The following is a 17,922-nucleotide window of genomic DNA, read 5'->3' as shown; positions in this document are numbered from 1 at the left end:
TGGGAGGGCATATGACCCGCATCTCGCTCAAGGTGGACGGCACGGCGTACGAGGACGAGGTGGAACCCCGCCTGCTGCTCGTCCACTATCTGCGCGACCGGCTGGGCCTCACCGGAACCCCTGTCGGGTGCGACACGTCCAACTGCGGAACCTGCACCGTCGATCTGGACGGTGAGAGCGTCAAGAGCTGCACGGTGCTGGCCGTCCAGGCCGACGGGGGCGAGGTGACGACCATCCAGGGCCTGGCCTCCGACAGCGACTGGCATCCGTTGCAGACGGCGTTCCATCAGCAGCACGCCCTTCAGTGCGGCTACTGCACGCCGGGCATGATCATGGCCGCCCGGGACCTGCTCAAGGAGAACCCCGACCCCACGCCCGATGAGATCCGCCACGGCCTCGAAGGCAACCTCTGCCGGTGCACCGGCTACGAGAACATCGTGCGCGCCGTCCTCGCGGCCGCCGCCGAGGAGCGGCGCCGTCGCGCCCCCTCGCCCGGAGCCGTCACGACGACCGCGCCGGACCCGCTGAAGGCTCCGGCCACGGCCGGGCAGGAGGCGTCACCATGACCGAGCAGCTCGCCGAACGCGAGGTCGGCCGTTCCCGTACGCGCAAGGAGGACGCCAGGCTCGTCACCGGCCGGACCACCTGGACGGACAACATCGCCCTCCCGGGTCTGCTGCACATGGCGATCCTTCGCAGCCCCATGGCACACGCCACAATCGGTCACGTCGACGTGACACCCGCGCTGGAGCGGCCAGGGGTGATCGCCGCCTTCAGCGGCCGCGACCTGGCCGGCGAGATGGGCTCCATGCCCTGCGTATGGCCGGTGACCGAGGACATCGTCATGCCCGACCATCCGGCGGTGGCGGTCGACGAGGTGCGGTACGTCGGCGACCCGGTGGCCGTCGTGATCGCCCGCGACCGGTACGCCGCGGCCGACGCGCTGGAGGCCGTGGACGTCGACTACACTCCGCTGCCGCCCGTGCTCGACCTGGAGGACGCGCTGGCCGACGGCGCCCCGCTGGTGCACGGCGACAAGGGCACCAACCGCTGCTACACCTGGCCGCTCGCCACGGGCGACTACGAAGCGGAGAAGGCCCGGGCCGACGTCGTGGTTCACCGCCGCTACACCCAGCAGCGGCTCATCCCGAACGCGATGGAGCCGAGGGCCGTGGTCGCCACGCCTCCCACGGCGTCCAACGAATACACCCTGTACTCATCGACGCAGGTCCCGCACGTCGCACGGGTGACGCTGTCGATGGTGACCAAAATCCCTGAGCACCAGCTGCGGGTAATAGCCCCGGACGTCGGCGGTGGCTTCGGCTCCAAGCTCCAGGTGTACGGCGAGGAAGCCCTCGCCCTCGTGCTGGCCAAGCGGCTCGGCCGGCCCGTCAAGTGGACCGAGTCCCGGTCGGAGGGCTATCAGGCCACTCACCACGGCCGCGGCCAGCTCCAGGACATCGAGCTCGCGGCGACCCGGGACGGCAAGGTGCTCGGCCTGCGGGTCGACCTGCTCGCCGACATGGGCGCGTATCTGATGCTGATCACGCCCGGCACCCCGCTCCTGGGCGCGTTCATGTACCCGGGGATCTACAAGATGAACGCGTACACGTTCAACTGCACCGGCGTCTTCACCACCAAGACCCCCACCGACGCCTACCGGGGCGCGGGCCGTCCGGAAGCGACGTTCGCGATCGAGCGGACCATGGACGAGCTGGCCGCGGAGCTCGGCCTCGACCCGATGGAGCTGCGCCGGCGCAACTGGATCGGCCACGACGAGTTCCCGTACACCTCGATCTCCGGTCTCACCTATGACAGCGGCAACTACGAAGCCGCCACCGACCGGGCGCTCGCCCTCTTCGGCTACCACGACCTGCGGGCCGAGCAGCGCGTGCGGAACGAACGGAACGACCCGATGCGGCTCGGCATCGGCATATCCACCTACACCGAGATGTGCGGCATAGCGCCGAGCCGGATTCTGCGCGACCTCCGCTATGCCGCCGGTGGTTGGGAGGCGGCCACTATCCGCATGCTGCCCACCGGCAAGGTCGAAGTGGTCACCGGCACCAGCCCGCACGGGCAGGGGCACGCCACCTGCTGGAGCCAGATCGCGGCCGACGAGCTCGGCGTGCCGTTCGACGATGTCGAGGTGGTGCACGGCGACACCAAGGCGGTTCCGCAGGGCATGGACACATACGGCTCCCGCTCGCTCGTGGTCGGCGGGGTCGCCGTCCACCTGGCCGCGCAGAAGGTGGTCGCCAAGGCCCGCAAGGTCGCCGCGCATCTGCTGGAGGCGAACGAGGCCGACCTGGAATTCTCCGGCGGTACCTTCTCGGTGAAGGGTTCGCCCGAGGCGACGAAGACCATCCAGGAGGTGGCCTTCGAGACGTTCTCGTCGCACGACATGCCCGACGGCATGGAACCGACGATCAACGCCGAGCACCTGGTCGACCCGGACAACTTCTCGTATCCGCACGGCACTCACCTGTGCGCCGTCGAGGTCGACACCGAGACAGGCCGGGCCCGCATTCGCAGTTACGTCTGCGTCGACGACGTCGGCAAGGTGATCAACCCGATGATCGTCCAGGGCCAGATCCACGGCGGCCTGGCCCAGGGCATCGCCCAGGCGCTCTTCGAGGAGGCTGTGTACGACACCGAGGGCAACCTGGTTTCCGGCACCATGGCGGACTACCTGGTGCCCTCCGCACCCGACCTGCCCAGCTTCGTCACCGACCGCACCGAGACCCCGGCGACGTCCAACCCCCTGGGTGTCAAAGGCGTCGGCGAGGCCGGGACCATCGCGTCAACCCCGGCCGTGGTCAACGCGGTCGTGGACGCGCTGCGGCCCCTCGGCGTGAGCGACGTGGCGATGCCGTGCACACCGGAACGGATCTGGCAGGCCGTCAAACAGGCCAGGGCCGAGGAGGCGACGGCATGATTCCCGCTGCATTCGACTACGCGCGGCCGCAGACGGTCGACGAAGCGGTACGCGCGCTGGCGGACGGCGGCGACGAGGCGAAGGTCCTGGCCGGCGGTCAGAGCCTGATCCCCATCCTGCGTCTGCGGCTCGCCTTCCCCGAACTGCTGGTCGACGTCGGCCGGATCCCCGAACTGCGCGGGGTGCGCGAGGACGCCGCCGCCGGTTCGCTCGTGATCGGGGCCATGACCACACACCACGACGTCATCCACGACCCGCTGGTGCGACGCCACGCGGGGCTGCTGGCCGCGGCTGCCGAGACGGTCGCCGACCCCGCCGTACGGCACCGCGGCACGCTCGGCGGCTCCCTCTCGCACGCCGACCCGGCAGGTGATCTGCCGGCGGTGCTGCTCGCCCTCGACGGCGAGCTGGTGGCCGCCGGGCCGCAGGGCCGGCGCACCATCCCGGCCGCTGAGTTCTTCACCGACTACCTCCAGACCGCGCTGCGGCCGGACGAACTGCTCGTCGAGGTCCGCGTACCGAAGACGGAGAACTGGGGATTCCACTACGAGAAGTTCAACCTGTCCGCCCAGGCCTGGGCGGTCGTCGGCGTGGCGGCGCTGGTGCGGCGCGACGACGGCCATCTCGCCGAGTCCCGTATCGGCCTGACCAACATGGGCACGACCCCCCTGCGGGCGAGCGCCACCGAAGAGGCGCTCGCCGGTGCCGACGCCGACCCTGCGGCGGTGGCACGGGCCGCCGAAGCGGCAGCGGAAGGCACCCGTCCGGCGTCCGACCTGTCGGCGTCGCGCGAGTACCGCGAACACCTCGCTCGGGTGCTCACCCGGCGAGCGGTACTGGCCGCGGCCGGGATGGAGTGACAGGTGTGACGGACGGGCCGGACGAGTTGCGAGCAGGACTGGAGAAGACCGGCTATCTCGTCGACGACGGTCTCGCCATCGCCTGCTTCCTGGCCCTGAAACTGCACCGGCCGATCTTCTGCGAGGGCGATGCGGGCGTGGGCAAGACGGCGCTCGCCTCCGCTCTCGCGCAGGTTCTCGACGCACCCCTGATCCGCCTTCAGTGCTACGAGGGCATCGACGCCTCCCAGGCCCTGTACGACTGGGACTTCCCGCGCCAGCTGCTGCATCTGCGGGCCGCCGAAGCGGCCGGGATCACCGACGCCGACCGGCTGGAGAGCGAGCTGTACAGCAGACGGTTCCTCATCGCGCGGCCGCTGCTGCAGGCGCTGGAGACCCAGCCGTCGGTGCTGCTCGTCGACGAAGTCGACCGCGCCGACGACGAGTTCGAGGCCTTTCTGCTCGAGCTGCTCTCCGAGTACACCGTCACCGTCCCCGAACTGGGCACCCTGCGGGCCCAGTCGCCGCCCGTCGTCGTACTCACCTCCAACCGCACCCGCGAGGTCCACGACGCACTGAAGCGGCGCTGCCTGTACCACTGGTTCGACCACCCGGGCTTCGAACGCGAACTCGCAATCGTCCGCAGGCGCCAGCCCCAGGTGACCGAACGGCTCGCCGCACAGGTGACCGCCGTCGTGCAGACACTGCGCACGCAGGACCTGCTCAAGCCGCCCGGTGTGGCCGAGACCATCGACTGGGCCGAGGCCCTCGACGCGCTCGGCGCGACGGAACTCGACGCGGAGCTGGCCGTCGCGACGCTCGGCTCGGTGCTCAAATACCGCGAGGACGCGGAACGGGCCAGGTCTCTCGACCTGACCGCGGTCCTCGCCGCCCGGGGAGCGTGACGTCATGCCCGCGGCACCAGCGGTGGACGCGACGGCGGTCCTCGTCGGATTCGCCCGGGCACTGCGCGAGGCCGGCCTCCCCACGGGCCCCGACCGCGTGCAGACCTTCCTGCGCGCGCTCGACATCCTCGGGGCCGAGCGCCGCTCCGACGTCTACTGGACGGGCCGGCTCACCCTGTGCGGCAGTCAGGACGACTTGGAGCGGTACGAGCGCGTGTTCGCGGCGTACTTCGCGCAGCAACAGCGGCCCCCCGACCGGCTGCGCCGCGTCCCGGCCCCGGGGCCCGTGCTCCGCGTGGTGGCCGCCGAGTCCCGCGCGCCTCTCGACGCAAGGGAAGAAGGGGCCGGGGGACCGCCCGCGGCCGCCCTTGCGAGCTCCGCGGAAGTCCTGCGCCACCGCGACATGGCCGAGTTGTCCGCGGCCGAGCGCGCGCATCTGCGCCGGCTGCTCGCGGCGTTCTCGCTCAGCGGCGAGCCGCGCCGCACTCCCCGGCTGCGACCGGCCCGGCGCGGCGGTGTCGATCCGCGGCGCACCGTAAGGGAGTTGCTGCGCCGCGGCGGAGAGCCGGCGCGGCTGCGCCACCGCGCCCCCGCGACCAAGCCGCGCCGCGTTGTGCTGCTGCTGGACGTGAGCGGTTCGATGGATCCGTATGCGGACGCCCTGCTGCGCTTCGCGCATGCCGCGGCGCACGGCTCGCCGTCCGGTACCTCTGCCCGTACGCGTACCGAGGTGTTCACCATCGGCACCCGGCTGACCTGCGTGACCCGTGAAATGGCGCACCGCGATCCGGACGCCGCTCTGGCCGCTGTCGCGTCGGCGGTGCCCGACTGGAGCGGAGGCACCCGGCTCGGCGAGACGCTCCGCGGCTTCCTCGACCGGTGGGGGCAGCGGGGCACCGCCCGCGGAGCGGTGGTCGTCGTGCTGTCCGACGGGTGGGAGCGCTCGGACCCGGCGCTGCTCGCAGCCCAGATGCGGCGGCTGCACCGACTGGCCCACCGGGTGGTGTGGGCCAACCCGCGCAAGGCGCGCCCGGGATTCGAGCCGCTGGCGGCCGGAATGGCCGCGGCGCTGCCCCACGTGGACGCGTTCGTCGAAGGACACAGCCTGGGCGCCCTGGAGCGCCTGGCGGCAGTGGTGAGAGGTGCGGCCGATGCGTGAGATCCTCCCGGCGCTGAGCCGCTGGTACGCCTCCGGAAGCCCGTTCGGGCTCGCCACCGTCGTCGCGGTCAGCCGCAGTGCGCCGCGCGGCCCCGGGGCGGCGATGGCGGTGGGCCCGGACGACCAGGTCGTGGGCAGCGTGTCCGGCGGCTGTGTGGAGGGCGCGGTGTTCGACCTCGCCAAGGATGTCGTCGAGACCGGTCGGGCGCAGTTGCAGACCTTCGGCTACAGCGACGAGGACGCCTTCGCCGTCGGGCTCACCTGCGGCGGCGAGATCACCCTCCTCGTACGCTCCGTCTCGGCCGTGGCCGACGGCTCGTTCGGCGAGGTCGCCGCGTCGGTCGCCGAGCACCGCCCGGTCGTGGTGGCGACCGTGATCGACGGCCCCGCCCCGCGCGGTGCCGTACTCGCCGTCTGGCCGGACGCGGTTTCCGGCTCGCTCGGATCGGCCGGCCTCGACGCCGCGGTCACCGCCGACGCGCGCGGCGAGCTGGCGCAGGGGGCAACAGGCCGGCGTCACTACGGCCCGCACGGCGAACGCCGCGAGGACGACGTCACCGTGTTCCTCCAGTCCTTCGCCCCGCCGCCGCGAATGCTTGTGTTCGGCGCGATCGACTTCGCCGCCGCGGTGGCCCGGATCGGCGCGTTCCTCGGCTACCGGGTCACCGTGTGCGACGCGCGCCCGGTCTTCGCCGACCCCCGCCGCTTCCCGGACGGGATCGAGGTGGTGGTCGACTGGCCGCACCGGTATCTGGGGGGCACCGAAGTCGACGACAAGACCGCGATCTGCGTGCTCACCCACGACCCGAAGTTCGACGTCCCGCTGCTCGAAGTGGCCCTGAGCACCCCGGCCGCGTACATCGGTGTGATGGGCAGCCGCCGTACGCACGAGGACCGGTTGGCGCGCCTGCGGGCGAACGGAGTCGACGCAGCCGAGCTGGAGCGGCTGCGCTCGCCCATCGGCCTCGACCTCGGCGCCCGTACTCCCGAGGAGGTGGCCGTCTCGATCGCGGCGGAGATCGTCGCGTTGCGCTGGGGCGGCAGTGGCAGCCCGCTGGCACAAACAGCCGGAGCGATCCACCGTGCCCGTTTGAAGCCGGTGTGAGGAGAAGACCATGGAGCTGCAACACCAGTTCACAGTCCCTGTCCCGGTCGGCGAGGCGTGGCGGGTGCTGCTCGACATCGAGCGGATCGCCCCCTGCATGCCGGGCGCCACCGTGGAGGGCTTCGACGGCGAGCACATCATGGGCAGGGTGAAGGTGAAGGTCGGCCCGATCACCGTGACCTACCTCGGCACCGCCACCTTCGAGGAGATGAACGAGTCGGCGCACCGGATCGTCCTGACCGCGCACGGCAAGGAAGTTCGCGGGCAAGGCACCGCGCGAGCCACCGTCACCGGAACACTGGCCGAAGGGGACGGTGGTACTTCGGTCACGGTCGTCACCGATCTGACGATCACCGGACGGCCCGCCCAGTTCGGCCGCGGCGTCATGGCCGATGTGGGCGACAAGCTCGTCGGCCAGTTCGCCGACTGTGTGTCACGGCAGTTGGCGAGCGGGGAGCCGTCTGTGAGCGCGCCCGCCGGCGCCGGGGAGGGCGCGGCCACCAGCCCCGACCGCGCCGAGGCCGACAGCGCAGAGCCTGCCGTGTTCGGCCGCACCGGCTGGTACGAGGCCGAGCCGATCGACCTCCTGCGCACCGCGGGTGTCCCGGTCGCCAAGCGCGCGGCGGTAGTTCTTGTGGTGGCCGCACTCGCCGCGCTGACGGTCATCCTCATCCGCAGAAAACGGTGACAGGCTCGGCGAGGAGGTCGCCGAGTTCGTGGATGCGGACGAGACGCGGCGCAGGCGCTCCGCCCGAGTTGGCCGGTGGGTGCCTTGTCGTTACGTAATCACGGCGTGACGATAAGAAGGCCGCCCGGAGCCGCACACCCGAGGAGACCCCCTATGGCCAGCGACGAGCAGCCGCCCGCGATTGTCTTCGGCGCCATCGAGGACCACAGCGGCACCCCGCTGGGACAGGTGCCGGAGGCGGCTCAGAACGCCGTGCTGGCGCGGGTGGGCTCGGCGCACGGAGAGACGGTGTCCGCATTCCAGTCCTCAGGGTCCGCTCAGACCTCGCCTTGATCGACGGACGGGGGAACGCTCAGGTGACGGCGGGGACGAGGCCATTCCGTCAGTTTGTGGTCAAAGTGCACAGCAGGTGCGACCTGGCCTGCGACCACTGCTACGTCTACCGGCACGCGGACCAGAGTTGGCGCGGCCGCCCGGTCACCATGCCGGATGAGATCTTCCGGCTCACCGCCGGCCGGATCGCCGAACACGCTGCCGTGCACGGCCTGTCCCGCGTCCATGTGGTACTCCACGGCGGTGAGCCGCTGCTGGCCGGCCGTGAGCGGCTGCGCGGCTTCGCTCGCGAACTGCGCGGCGCGCTGCGCGGGGTGAGCGGTCTCGACCTGCGCATGCAGACCAACGGGCTGCGGCTGGACGACGAGTTCTGCGCCATGCTGGCCGACGAGGGCATCGTCACCGGCATTTCGCTCGACGGCGACCGCATCTCCAACGACCGGCACCGGATCAGGGCCGATGGATCCGGCAGCTACGACGACGTGGTGCGAGCTGTCCGGAGGCTCGGAACGCCCGCCCACCGGCGTGCCTTCGGCGGCCTGCTGTGCACGGTCGATGTGGAGAACGATCCGGTCGCGGTGTACCGGGCCCTGGTCGAACTCGACCCGCCGGGCATCGACTTCCTGCTGCCGCACGCCACTTGGGACCGGCCGCCGCCGCGCCCGCGGGGAGAGACGGACTACGCGGACTGGCTGATCGCTGTCCATAAGAGGTGGACGGCCGACGGGAAGCCCGTACGGATCCGGATGTTCGAGTCGATCACCAGGCTCGCCAAGGGCGGACTCAGCCTTACCGAGGCCCTGGGTCTGGGCAGTTCGGACCTGCTCGTCGTAGAGACCGACGGCGCCATCGAACAGGCGGACTGGCTGAAGACCGTCGCCCACGGCGCTCCGGAAACAGGCTTCCATGTTGCGCGCGACCGCTTCGACGAAGCCGCCGACCACCCCGGCATCCGGGCCCAGCGACAGGGCCTGGGCGGACTGTCGGCCCAGTGCCGCGCGTGCCCGGTGGTGGAAGTGTGCGGCGGTGGACTGTACGGCCACCGCTTCCGGACCCCGGCCTCGACAACCGCCGGCGCTTTCGACAACCCCTCGGTGTACTGCGCCGATCTGCTCAAACTGATCCAGTACGTGGAACGCGCCGATGACACCGTCCCCTCGCACGGCCTGCGCCGGACGCACTTCGACGAGCTGGCCGGCGGCCATGGCTCAGCGGCAGCCGTCCGGGAGTTGGGCCAGGCGCAGAGCAGCCTGCGGCTGGCGCTTCTCGCGGCCGCTCACCGGGCGGCCCCGCACCCGTCGGCGGCCTGGGAGTCGATCTCCGCACTGTCTCCCGCCGCCCTGGACGCGGTGCTGGCCGACCCCTATCTGCGGGTCTGGGCGCTGGAGATCTGTGAGGGGGCGGATCCCGACCCGGGGCGGCCTGCCGAGATCGCCCTGGCCGCCGCTGTCCGGACAGGGGAGCGGCTGAGCCTGACGGTGCCGCTGCGCGAAGGGGGGATACAACTGCCGGGACTGGGGGGTCTCTTGGTGAACGGTGGTGCTCGTGAGCTGACGGTCTGCGCAGAGGACGGCGAGATCACGGTCGAGGGCCGTCCGCTGACCGCCCTGCCGGACACCCTTGTCTGGGAGCCGCTGCGATTCCTGGAGGCGGACGGGGTGCGCGTGGCGCTGGAGGACACCGATCCCTACCGGACCCGCTACCAGTCCGCGGTCCTGCCGCGGCTCAGCGCCGCCGAATTCCACAGCTGGCAGGAGGCGTTCGGCAGCGCCTGGCAGATCATCCTGGCCGAATACCCCCGGTACGCCGACGGGCTCGCCGCCGGACTGCGCGCGGTGACTCCGCTCGCATCCCCGGCCGTGAGCGAGACGTCCCGGCATGCGTTCGGCGCGGTCGGCATCGTACTGCCGCCTTCCGCCGATGACCTGGCCCTCCTGCTGATCCACGAGTTCCAGCACGTCAAGCTCGGTGCGCTGCAGGACATGTACGACCTCGTCGACGTGGAGCGCGGCCTGCACCGGGTCGCCTGGCGCGCGGACCTTCGGCCGCCCGACGCCGTGCTGCAGGGTGTCTACGCCCATCTCGCGGTGGCCGACGTCTGGCGGATCCGCGCCCGGCGCACAGCGCCCGGATCAGATCCCGGATCAGATCCCGGATCGGCGCCCGGATCAGGCACCGACGACGCCGCCCGATGGACGTCGTACTGGCGTGACGCGGTGCTGGCCGCGCTGGACACGCTGGACGCCGCCGGGGCGGCCACCGGTGTGGGCGAGCGTCTGCTGGCGGGCATTCGGGCGACGGCACTGGCACTCGACCGGCCGGCGCAATGATCCGTTGCCTTCAACCCCTAGTACCGGCAGGGGACTTCGCGCTCCAATGGATGCTCGGGCACCGGCCGCGCCGCCGGGGGCACCCTGTCGGCGTGCGGCCGGCAGTGATCACGGGGGAGGCGAGGCCATGAGCCATCCGTTCTCCTCCTCACCGCCGCCCGCGAGCCCCACGAGCCCCATGGATCAGGACCCGTACTTCTTTCTCAGCTACGCGCGTGTCCCCTCGACGGAGGAAGAACGGCGTGGAGAGCACCCGGACCAGGATCTGGTCGACTTCCACCGGGAGTTGTGCCGCCACGTCATGCAACTGACCGACCACGACGGCACCCAGCCGCCCGGCTTCCTGGACCGGCGGATGGGCATCGGCGCCGACTGGGAGAGAAACCTCAAGCAGGCGTTGGCGACCTGTCAGGTATTCGTACCCGTCTACACCAAGAGGTACTTCTCCCGGGAATGGTGCGGCAAGGAGTGGGACGCCTTCGCACGGCGGCAGGCGGAGCAGCACCGGACCCGGCCCTACACGGTCAATGCGATCGTCCCTGTTCTCTGGCTGAGTCCCGCACACCTGGATCTGCCCCCGGTCGCCGAGGCGGTCCAGTACACGCACCCGGACCTCGGACCGCCCTATCTGAAGATGGGCCTCTACGGACTGCGCGAGGCGGGGTACTCGCTGCAGTACCGCAGGGCCGTCTGGGGAATCGCCCAGACGATCGTCAAAGTCGCCCAGCAGGCGCGCCTCGAGCCGTGCGACATAGGGCTGTTCGACGACCTCCGGAACGTATTCGAGGAGGGACCGTAGGATGCCGCTCTTCTTCTTGAGTTACGCACGGATCCCGGGTGACCGGCGCACCGGGCATGACCCCGACAGGCTCGTCTTCGACTTCTACGAGAAGCTGCGGGACAGGGTTGCGACGCACGCCGGGGTGCCGAAGGCGAAGGCCGGTTTCGTCGAGCAGCCGGGCACCCCGGGAGATGAGTCCGTACGGGCGCTGACCGGCTGTCGGGTGTTCGTCCCGCTGTATTCGAAGCGGTACTTCACCGACTCGCTGTGCGGCCGTCAGTGGACCGCCGTCACGAACCGGACCGCGCCGGGGACCGCTCCCCGGATCGTGCCCGTGCTGTGGACGCCCTACCCGGCCGCCTCGGTGCCGACGGCGGTCCAGGACACCCCCGCGGTTCCGGAAGGAACGGGTGACGCGGAGGAGGCCTACGCGGCCATGGGGCTGCACCAGTTGCTGGACCTGGAGGAAGGCCAGGCCCTCCAGGTCACCGAGTGGCTCGCGCAGCGCATCGCCACCGCCGCGGCTGCCGGGACCTGGGCGCCAGGTCCCCTCGATCCGGCCGGACTGGCCCGGCTGCCGGACGCGTTCGCGGCGACGCCGCCCAGCCCGCCGCTGCGGATCACCGTGCTGGCCCCGTCCGAGGAGCGGTTGCCGCTCGGCCGCGAGGCCGCGCGCTACGGCCCGCGTCCGCTCGACTGGCGGCCGTACGGCCCGGTGGCGGGCGGTCCGGTCGCCGAGCAGGTCACGGAGCTGGCCCGCAATCTGGGCTTCGACCCCGAGGTGGTGTCGTTCGACAAGACCCTCGTCGAACTGCGGGGCACGGACACACCGGCCGCGCCCTGGATCCTCGTTGTGGACCCCTGGGCGCTGCACGATGCCAAGGTCGCCCGCCAGGCCCGCGCCTTCGACGAGGCATACCGGCCCTGGACGGCTGTGCTGACCGCCCTCGCGGACGACGACCCGCAGACCAAGGAACATTCCGAACGGCTACGCGGACTTCTGGAATCCGCTTTTCCCCGCTATTTGAGGGAGGGAAGAATGGGACAGCAGTTCGCTGTGCGGGGCCTTGTCACGGCCGACGCATTTGCCTTGTGGTTCGGTGAGTTGGCGGAGTCCGCCTACATGCGTTATCTGAGGTACATTCAGCCGCAATCGTCCCCGCGGAGCACAATGGCGGGGAGACTGCCGGGGGTCGGTGCCGACGGACTCGGCACCGACGAGGGCGGCGCGGAGGCCAGGCCATGACCGGCGAGGACGCGGGCAGGATCATCACGTTCTACTCGTACAAGGGCGGTACGGGACGGACGATGGCACTCGCCAACACCGCCTGGATCCTCGCGTCGTCCGGGAAACGGGTGCTGGTGGTCGACTGGGACCTCGACGCCCCTGGCCTCGACCGTTTCCTGCATCCCTTTCTCGACCAGGACAAGCTCCTCACCACACCGGGTGTGCTCGACCTCGTCAGCCGTTTCAGCCAGGCACTGCTGGAGCAGCAGCGGCTCGCCGAGGTGCAGTACCCGGGCTGGGACACCCACGAGCGGGCCGCGGTCGTCGACGAGGCATGGGTCGCCGAACGGGCCCGCTTCAACCACTGTGTCATTCCGGTCATTTGGGCATTCCCCGAGAACGGCAGGCTCGATTACCTCCCGGCGGGTACCAAGAACAAGGGCTATCTGAGCGCTTTCTCACAGTTCGACTGGAAGCCGTTCATGGACGGCCCGCTGGCGACGGAATTCATCGAGTCCCTCAAGTGTGAGTTCGTCCAGAATTACGACTACGTTCTCATCGACAGCCGGACCGGCCTGAGTGATATCTCCGACATCTGCACCGTCAATCTGCCGCACACGCTGGTCACCTGCTTCACCCCCAGCAGCCAGAGCATCGACGGAGCGGCCGCGGTCGCGGAGCGCATCGACGCGATGTACAGCTTCCGGAACATCCGCATCCTGCCCGTACCGATGCGAGTCGAGGACACCAACGGCCAGGCCGACCGGCTCGACGCCGCCCGTGGCCAGATCCGGCTGCGATTCGGCAGGATCCTCGGCAGGCACAGCACCATCGCCCCGCACGACTACTGGGGCAAGGTCGAGATCCCCTACCGGCCCTCATATTCGTACGAGGAACTGCTGGCTCCCTTCCGCGACACCCCCGGCAATCCCTCCACGCTGCTCGCCGCCTACGAACGGCTCACCGCGGTCGTCTCCGACGGCGAGGTGACCTCGATGCCGCGTATGGAGGAGGGGCTGCGCCAGCGCTATCTCGACCAGTACACCCGCCGCCGGCCCCTCGACGTGTCCGACGTGTACATCAGCTACGTCCCGCAGGACCGCACCTGGGCCGACTGGATCCGTGCCGTGCTCGAAGCCGCCGAATTCCGGGTGCACTTGGCCCAGGAGGGTACCGACGAGGGCGCCCGGCTCAAGGCCGAGACCGAACGCGGCGTGGAGTCCACCTCCCACACCCTCGCCGTGCTGTCCGGCGCCTATCTCCGCTCCTCCCGTTTCAGGACGACATGGGAGACGGTCTTCTCGCCGGACAAGCTCGGCAACCGCCGGCACCTGGTGCCCGTACGGATCGAGGATGTGCCGGTGAGCGCACCCTTCACCGAGCGACTCGCCGACCTCACCCGCTGCGACACCGAGGAGGCCGCCAGGGAGATCCTGCTGCGGGCCTTCGACGCAGCTCCCCTGCCGCAGCCCCGCGCCCACTTCACCGGCCCGGACCGGCTGGCTCCGCGCTATCCGGGCGCCGAGCCGCCCGTCTGGTCGGTTCCGTTGCGCACAACCTCCTTCACCGGCCGCACCGAACTCCTTGAGACCATCAGAGAGCGGCTGCGGACAGGGAATCAAGCCATCCTCCTCAGAGGCATGGGCGGAGTCGGAAAGACGCTCCTCGCGCAGGAATTCGCCCACCGTTACAAGGGCGACTACGACGTCGTGTGGCACATTCAGGCCGAGCAGCCCGACCTCGCCGTCGGGCAGTACGCGGCGATGGCCCGGTCGCTCCGCCTGCCCGAGCGGAAGAACCTCACCGAGACGGCGCGAGCGGTACGGGAAGCCCTCGATCTGGGGGAGCCGTACCACCGTTGGCTGCTGATCCTCGACAACGCGGACGAGGCGGGGAACCTGCCCGACATCCTCAAGAGCGGGCGTTCGGGACACGTCCTGATCACCAGCCAGCGCTCCGAAGGCTGGGGCCGCTACGCCGAGACCGTCGAGATCGGCGTCTTCAGCCGCCCCGAGAGCGTCAGCCACCTGCGCCGCAGGCTCCCGGACTGGGGCCCGGAGGAGGCCAACCTGGTCGCCGAAGCCCTGGGCGACCTGCCCATCGCCGTCGAGCAGGCCGCGGCAGGCATCAAGCAGACCGGCCTGAGCGCCCGCGAGTACATCAGGCTGCTCCAGGTGCCGACGGCCGGCGCCGAAGACCGCGGCCACGGCGACCAGATCGCCGATCTCACCAACGCGACCGGCGGCACCTGGGACTTCGCCATCGACCGACTTAAGGAGAACTACCCACCCGCGGTACGGCTGCTCCAATTGTGCTCGTACTTCAGCCCCGAGCCCATCTCCATGGACCTGCTGGAAGGCGTCGAGATCGCCCGGACCCTGGGCGGCAGCCGGACTGTGTCCCGCGCCTACCAGGAGCTGAGCCGTTTCGCCCTCATCCGCGTCGACCGCAAGGCCAGAAGCGTCCAGGTACACCGGCTGGTCCAGCTCTCCATGCGCAACAGCATGACCGAGCAGGAGCAGCGGGAAGCGCGTGAAACGGTCTACCGCGCGCTGGTCGCGGCCCGGCCGGGGAAGGACGACCCGGAGGACCCCAACACCTGGGACCAGTACCGGATCCTCTGGCCGCACCTCGGCACGCCCTGGGCAATGACCACGCCCGACGACGGTGTGCGAGAGCTTCTCGTCGACCGGGTCCGCCAGCTGCGCCGCCGCGGGGAATTCGCACAGGCCATGGAGCGCTGCCAGAAGTGCGTGGCCAAGTGGAGCGCGGCGGGAGACACCGACGAGCGCTGGATGCTGCACATGAAGTTCCAGATCGGCAATATCCTGCGGGCACAGGGTAAGTACGACGAGTCTCTGGCCCTGGACGAGGAAGTTCTGGAGCGGCAGCTCGCCGTCCTCGGCGACAAGGACGACCAGCACGTCCTCATGACGACCAGTAGCATCGCCGCCGATCTGCGGGGTCTCGGCCGCTTCGACGAAGCGCTGGCGTACGACCGGGAGACCCATCAGAGATACAGCGCCGTCTACGGCGATGACCACCCGCGCACGCTGACCGCGGCCAACAACCTCGCGGTCTCCCTGTCGGTTTCCGGCGACTACTACGCGGCACGCGATCTGGACCGCAAGACCTTCGAGACCCGCGAGGAGATCCTCCTCCCCGACCACCCCCTGACCATCGAGTCGGCCGTCAACCTCGGGCGTGATCTGCGGGAGTGCGGCGACTACGCGGGCTCCGTCAGCCTGCTCAAGCAGGCTCATGACCGCTGCCTGCGCAACCTCGAACTCACCGAGGGCGCGCCCACCGTCCTCAACACTGTCAAGGGGCTGGCCGGTTCGCTGCGCCGTGCGGGACGGCCGGGCGAGGCGGAGCAGTTCACCCGCAACGTCCTGAAGTACACGCCGGAGGGCGAGGGCGGGGATTCCCCGGAGCGGTTGCTGCTGAAGATGAACCTGGCCAGCGATTTCATGGCGCTGGACCGGAGGGCTGAGGCTCTGGAACTGGGGCGCGCGGTGCTGGACGACCTCCGGCGCAGCCTCGGCGAGGACCACCCGCACACGGTCGCCTGCTCAGCGAATTACGCGGTGCATCTGCTGGGCGCCGGTAAGGCCGCCGAAGCCCAGGCTCTCGCGGAGCAGGCGGTGGCCGCGTTCACCGAACTCCTCGGGGAGAACCACCCGCACGTCCTTGTCTGCCGGGTCAACCTCGCCAACGCGCAGGCGGAGCAGGGAAGTCGCAAGGAGGCCCGCAGGACGTACGAAGCGGTCTTCGACCAGCTGCGAGAAGTCCTGCAGTCCAGCCACCCCGCCGCGCTGGTGTGCGCGGGCAACCTCGCCGTACTGCTGCGGGAACTCGGTGAGCCGAGTGCGGCCGAGGCGAGGCGCGACGAGGCCCTTGCCGAGATGATCAAACGGCTCGGCGCCGACCATCCGAAGACGGTGGCTCTTCGGTCTTGGCAGCGCAGTGGTCTGGAGCTGGAGCCGCACCCGATCTGAGCGCAGCTGTCATACGGCGCTGTCGCGGACCCAGGCCAGGATCCGCGGCAGCGCCGGCAGCGCCGCGAAGTGGGCGGCCGAGGGCTGCAGTACGGCGGTCGCTCCGGGAATCCGGTCCGCCAGCCAGCGGAAGTGGCTGACGGGGGAGAAGACGTCCTGCTCGCCGTGCCAGAGCAGGACCGGTACGCCTTCGATGTCCTCAGGCCTGAAGCCCCACGGCTCGCGGAACGACACAAGATCGTCCACCCAGCCCGCCGGCTCCGGCGGATCCTCCAGCTCCGCTTCCCGTCCGGTCAACTCACCAACAGCGGAAAGGTAGTTGAGCAGAAGCAGGTCACGGATCCCGGCATCCTCGACGACCAGACGGTCCACATCGGGCATCTCCCCCGTCAGAGAGCTGAGGAGGGAGGACGGGTTTCTTCGGATGGCGTCGGCGTTGCGCGCGAGAAGTGCGCCCACCTGGGTGAGATCCGGCGAGTGCCGGGCCATCATGCTGTACGTCATCACATTGGAATCGGCCATGCCGACCAGCCAGTCCAGGCCTTCGGCGTCCGGCGGCGCCACAGTGACCACCGCGGCGGTGCTCGCCACCCGGTCGGGGTTGAGTGCCGCACACGCCAGTGCGTGCGGCCCCCCGCCGGAGCGGCCGACCACCGAATACTGCTCAAGATCCAGCGCGTCGGCGATGGCGGCGACATCCTTCGCGCCGTGGGCGACTCTCCGGCCGGGGTGGCGGTCCGAATCCCCGTACCCCGGGCGGTCGTACGCGATCAGGCGGATCCCGAGCTTGTGCAGGTCAAAGGTCCGGGGCCGGGGCCCGCGCCGACTGCCGGGCGTGCCGTGCAGCAGGAATACCGGGTACCCCTTGGGGTCCCCCCACTCCTCGTATGCCAGCTTCCCGTCGCGGTCGGGGGCTTGCACCAAACCTGACACCCGTTGCCTCCCGTTGCCAGCGGCTCTCAGCCCGGAACGGCGCCCCCGCCCAGCATGGTGGACGGGGGCGCCGTTGGTAGCGCTCAAATCAGCCGATTTGCCTGACCCTGGGGCGTCGAAGAAGTGCGATCCGTGCCCGGCAGGCTGTCGGCCGTAATGAAAGTAGCCGACCCGCCTGAGCCGCGCGCGGTGAACCCCCGTGGAGCCGCGGGTTGCCGGGGTGAGGCAGGGGAGTGGAGGTTGACGCGCTCCCAGGTGTGTGACCGCCTGCGCGGAACGCTAGGCGTGCGACCGCCTGCGCTGGACATCCGTGCCCGCCAGGAGGGCTTCGGTGATGAGCCGGACGCCGCGGGCCAGCCGGTTGAGCTGCTCCAGCTCGATGGCGTACAGCCTGATGGTGCTCTCGATGATCGTGTCGGACACTCCGAGGGTGGGCAGCTCCGCCCTGCTGGTCTGCAGCGCGACCCGCACGGCCCGGATCTCGTGCTGCAGCTGGAGCTGCGCATGGCGCGCGAGAAGGATGTGGTGGCGGGTGAGCGTCGAATAGCCGGCGTAGCGGGCCGGCAGGAGGTCTCGCAGCCAGCGTGCCGCCGTGCGCTCCCAGTCGTGGCTGCCGGGGGCCTTGACCTGACAAGGCCAGTCCGGGCTGAGCGGTGTGTAGGTCTGGGAGGACATCGTCGTCCCT

Annotated in this window: 14 protein-coding genes; 12 read left to right on the top strand and 2 right to left on the bottom strand. The window is 70.3% G+C overall.

The window, feature by feature from the left end; all coding sequences use genetic code 11:
• The first annotated feature begins 11 nt into the window (after positions 1-11).
• The 12 genes from ACH492_RS12540 to fxsT all read left to right on the top strand — a co-directional run bounded on the left by ACH492_RS12540 (position 12) and on the right by fxsT (position 16,304).
• Positions 12-566, top strand: coding sequence for a (2Fe-2S)-binding protein (locus ACH492_RS12540; RefSeq protein ID WP_398985561.1), 555 nt, complete (start codon positions 12-14; stop codon positions 564-566).
• Positions 563-2,938: a xanthine dehydrogenase family protein molybdopterin-binding subunit gene (locus tag ACH492_RS12535; RefSeq protein WP_398985559.1), complete on the top strand. Its 2,376-nt coding sequence runs from the start codon at positions 563-565 to the stop codon at positions 2,936-2,938. The genes ACH492_RS12540 and ACH492_RS12535 overlap by 4 nt, the downstream gene beginning before the upstream one ends.
• A complete protein-coding gene (locus ACH492_RS12530) occupies positions 2,935-3,798 on the top strand; it encodes a xanthine dehydrogenase family protein subunit M (RefSeq protein WP_356226089.1) in 864 nt (287 codons plus the stop codon). The genes ACH492_RS12535 and ACH492_RS12530 overlap by 4 nt, the downstream gene beginning before the upstream one ends.
• Positions 3,795-4,682 (top strand): AAA family ATPase, encoded by an 888-nt coding sequence (locus ACH492_RS12525; protein ID WP_398985557.1) that lies wholly within the window; start codon positions 3,795-3,797, stop codon positions 4,680-4,682. The genes ACH492_RS12530 and ACH492_RS12525 overlap by 4 nt, the downstream gene beginning before the upstream one ends.
• Before the next feature lie 4 nt (positions 4,683-4,686).
• Positions 4,687-5,841 carry a VWA domain-containing protein gene (locus tag ACH492_RS12520; RefSeq protein WP_398985555.1) on the top strand — a complete coding sequence of 385 codons (1,155 nt, stop codon included), beginning with the start codon at positions 4,687-4,689 and terminating at the stop codon, positions 5,839-5,841.
• Positions 5,834-6,946 (top strand): XdhC family protein, encoded by a 1,113-nt coding sequence (locus ACH492_RS12515; protein WP_398985553.1) that lies wholly within the window; start codon positions 5,834-5,836, stop codon positions 6,944-6,946. Before ACH492_RS12520 ends, ACH492_RS12515 begins: the two co-directional genes overlap by 8 nt.
• Before the next feature lie 10 nt (positions 6,947-6,956).
• Entirely contained in the window at positions 6,957-7,634 is a 678-nt protein-coding gene (locus tag ACH492_RS12510; protein ID WP_398985551.1) for an SRPBCC family protein, read from the top strand.
• Positions 7,635-7,787: 153 nt separating this feature from the next.
• On the top strand, positions 7,788-7,967 hold the full coding sequence (locus ACH492_RS12505) for an FXSXX-COOH protein (RefSeq protein WP_398985549.1): 180 nt from the start codon (positions 7,788-7,790) through the stop codon (positions 7,965-7,967).
• 56 nt (positions 7,968-8,023) lie between these two features.
• Complete coding sequence (locus tag ACH492_RS12500) at positions 8,024-10,297, top strand: FxsB family cyclophane-forming radical SAM/SPASM peptide maturase (RefSeq protein WP_398985547.1); 2,274 nt, start codon at positions 8,024-8,026, stop codon at positions 10,295-10,297.
• A gap of 127 nt (positions 10,298-10,424) precedes the next feature.
• Positions 10,425-11,096, top strand: coding sequence for a TIR-like protein FxsC (locus ACH492_RS12495; RefSeq protein WP_398985545.1), 672 nt, complete (start codon positions 10,425-10,427; stop codon positions 11,094-11,096).
• 1 nt (position 11,097) lies between these two features.
• Positions 11,098-12,324 (top strand): FxsC protein, encoded by a 1,227-nt coding sequence (gene fsxC, locus ACH492_RS12490; RefSeq protein WP_398985543.1) that lies wholly within the window; start codon positions 11,098-11,100, stop codon positions 12,322-12,324.
• Complete coding sequence (gene fxsT / locus ACH492_RS12485; RefSeq protein WP_398985541.1) at positions 12,321-16,304, top strand: FxSxx-COOH system tetratricopeptide repeat protein; 3,984 nt, start codon at positions 12,321-12,323, stop codon at positions 16,302-16,304. The genes fsxC and fxsT overlap by 4 nt, the downstream gene beginning before the upstream one ends.
• A gap of 9 nt (positions 16,305-16,313) precedes the next feature.
• On the opposite strand, the gene ACH492_RS12480 is transcribed toward fxsT, so the two are convergent.
• Together ACH492_RS12480 and ACH492_RS12475 are read right to left on the bottom strand one after the other, a co-directional pair.
• Positions 16,314-17,237, bottom strand: coding sequence for an alpha/beta fold hydrolase (locus ACH492_RS12480; RefSeq protein WP_398985539.1), 924 nt, complete (start codon positions 17,235-17,237; stop codon positions 16,314-16,316).
• 279 nt (positions 17,238-17,516) lie between these two features.
• Positions 17,517-17,912: a hypothetical protein gene (locus ACH492_RS12475; protein ID WP_398985537.1), complete on the bottom strand. Its 396-nt coding sequence runs from the start codon at positions 17,910-17,912 to the stop codon at positions 17,517-17,519.
• Positions 17,913-17,922 lie beyond the last annotated feature (10 nt).

The organism is Streptomyces sp. NPDC019443 (genome assembly GCF_044389785.1).
In the GTDB taxonomy this organism is placed as follows: domain Bacteria; phylum Actinomycetota; class Actinomycetes; order Streptomycetales; family Streptomycetaceae; genus Streptomyces.
This window is presented reverse-complemented; position numbering and strand designations above follow the sequence as displayed.

Bases quoted from the DNA above. Each gene is read 5' to 3' on its own strand.
- ACH492_RS12540 (WP_398985561.1), top strand. From the start codon at position 12: ATGACCCGCATCTCGCTCAAGGTGGACGGCACGGCGTACGAGGACGAG.
- ACH492_RS12535 (WP_398985559.1), top strand. From the start codon at position 563: ATGACCGAGCAGCTCGCCGAACGCGAGGTCGGCCGTTCCCGTACGCGC.
- ACH492_RS12530 (WP_356226089.1), top strand. From the start codon at position 2,935: ATGATTCCCGCTGCATTCGACTACGCGCGGCCGCAGACGGTCGACGAA.
- ACH492_RS12520 (WP_398985555.1), top strand. From the start codon at position 4,687: ATGCCCGCGGCACCAGCGGTGGACGCGACGGCGGTCCTCGTCGGATTC.
- ACH492_RS12515 (WP_398985553.1), top strand. From the start codon at position 5,834: ATGCGTGAGATCCTCCCGGCGCTGAGCCGCTGGTACGCCTCCGGAAGC.
- ACH492_RS12510 (WP_398985551.1), top strand. From the start codon at position 6,957: ATGGAGCTGCAACACCAGTTCACAGTCCCTGTCCCGGTCGGCGAGGCG.
- ACH492_RS12505 (WP_398985549.1), top strand. From the start codon at position 7,788: ATGGCCAGCGACGAGCAGCCGCCCGCGATTGTCTTCGGCGCCATCGAG.
- ACH492_RS12495 (WP_398985545.1), top strand. From the start codon at position 10,425: ATGAGCCATCCGTTCTCCTCCTCACCGCCGCCCGCGAGCCCCACGAGC.
- fsxC (WP_398985543.1), top strand. From the start codon at position 11,098: ATGCCGCTCTTCTTCTTGAGTTACGCACGGATCCCGGGTGACCGGCGC.
- fxsT (WP_398985541.1), top strand. From the start codon at position 12,321: ATGACCGGCGAGGACGCGGGCAGGATCATCACGTTCTACTCGTACAAG.
- ACH492_RS12475 (WP_398985537.1), bottom strand. From the start codon at position 17,912: ATGTCCTCCCAGACCTACACACCGCTCAGCCCGGACTGGCCTTGTCAG.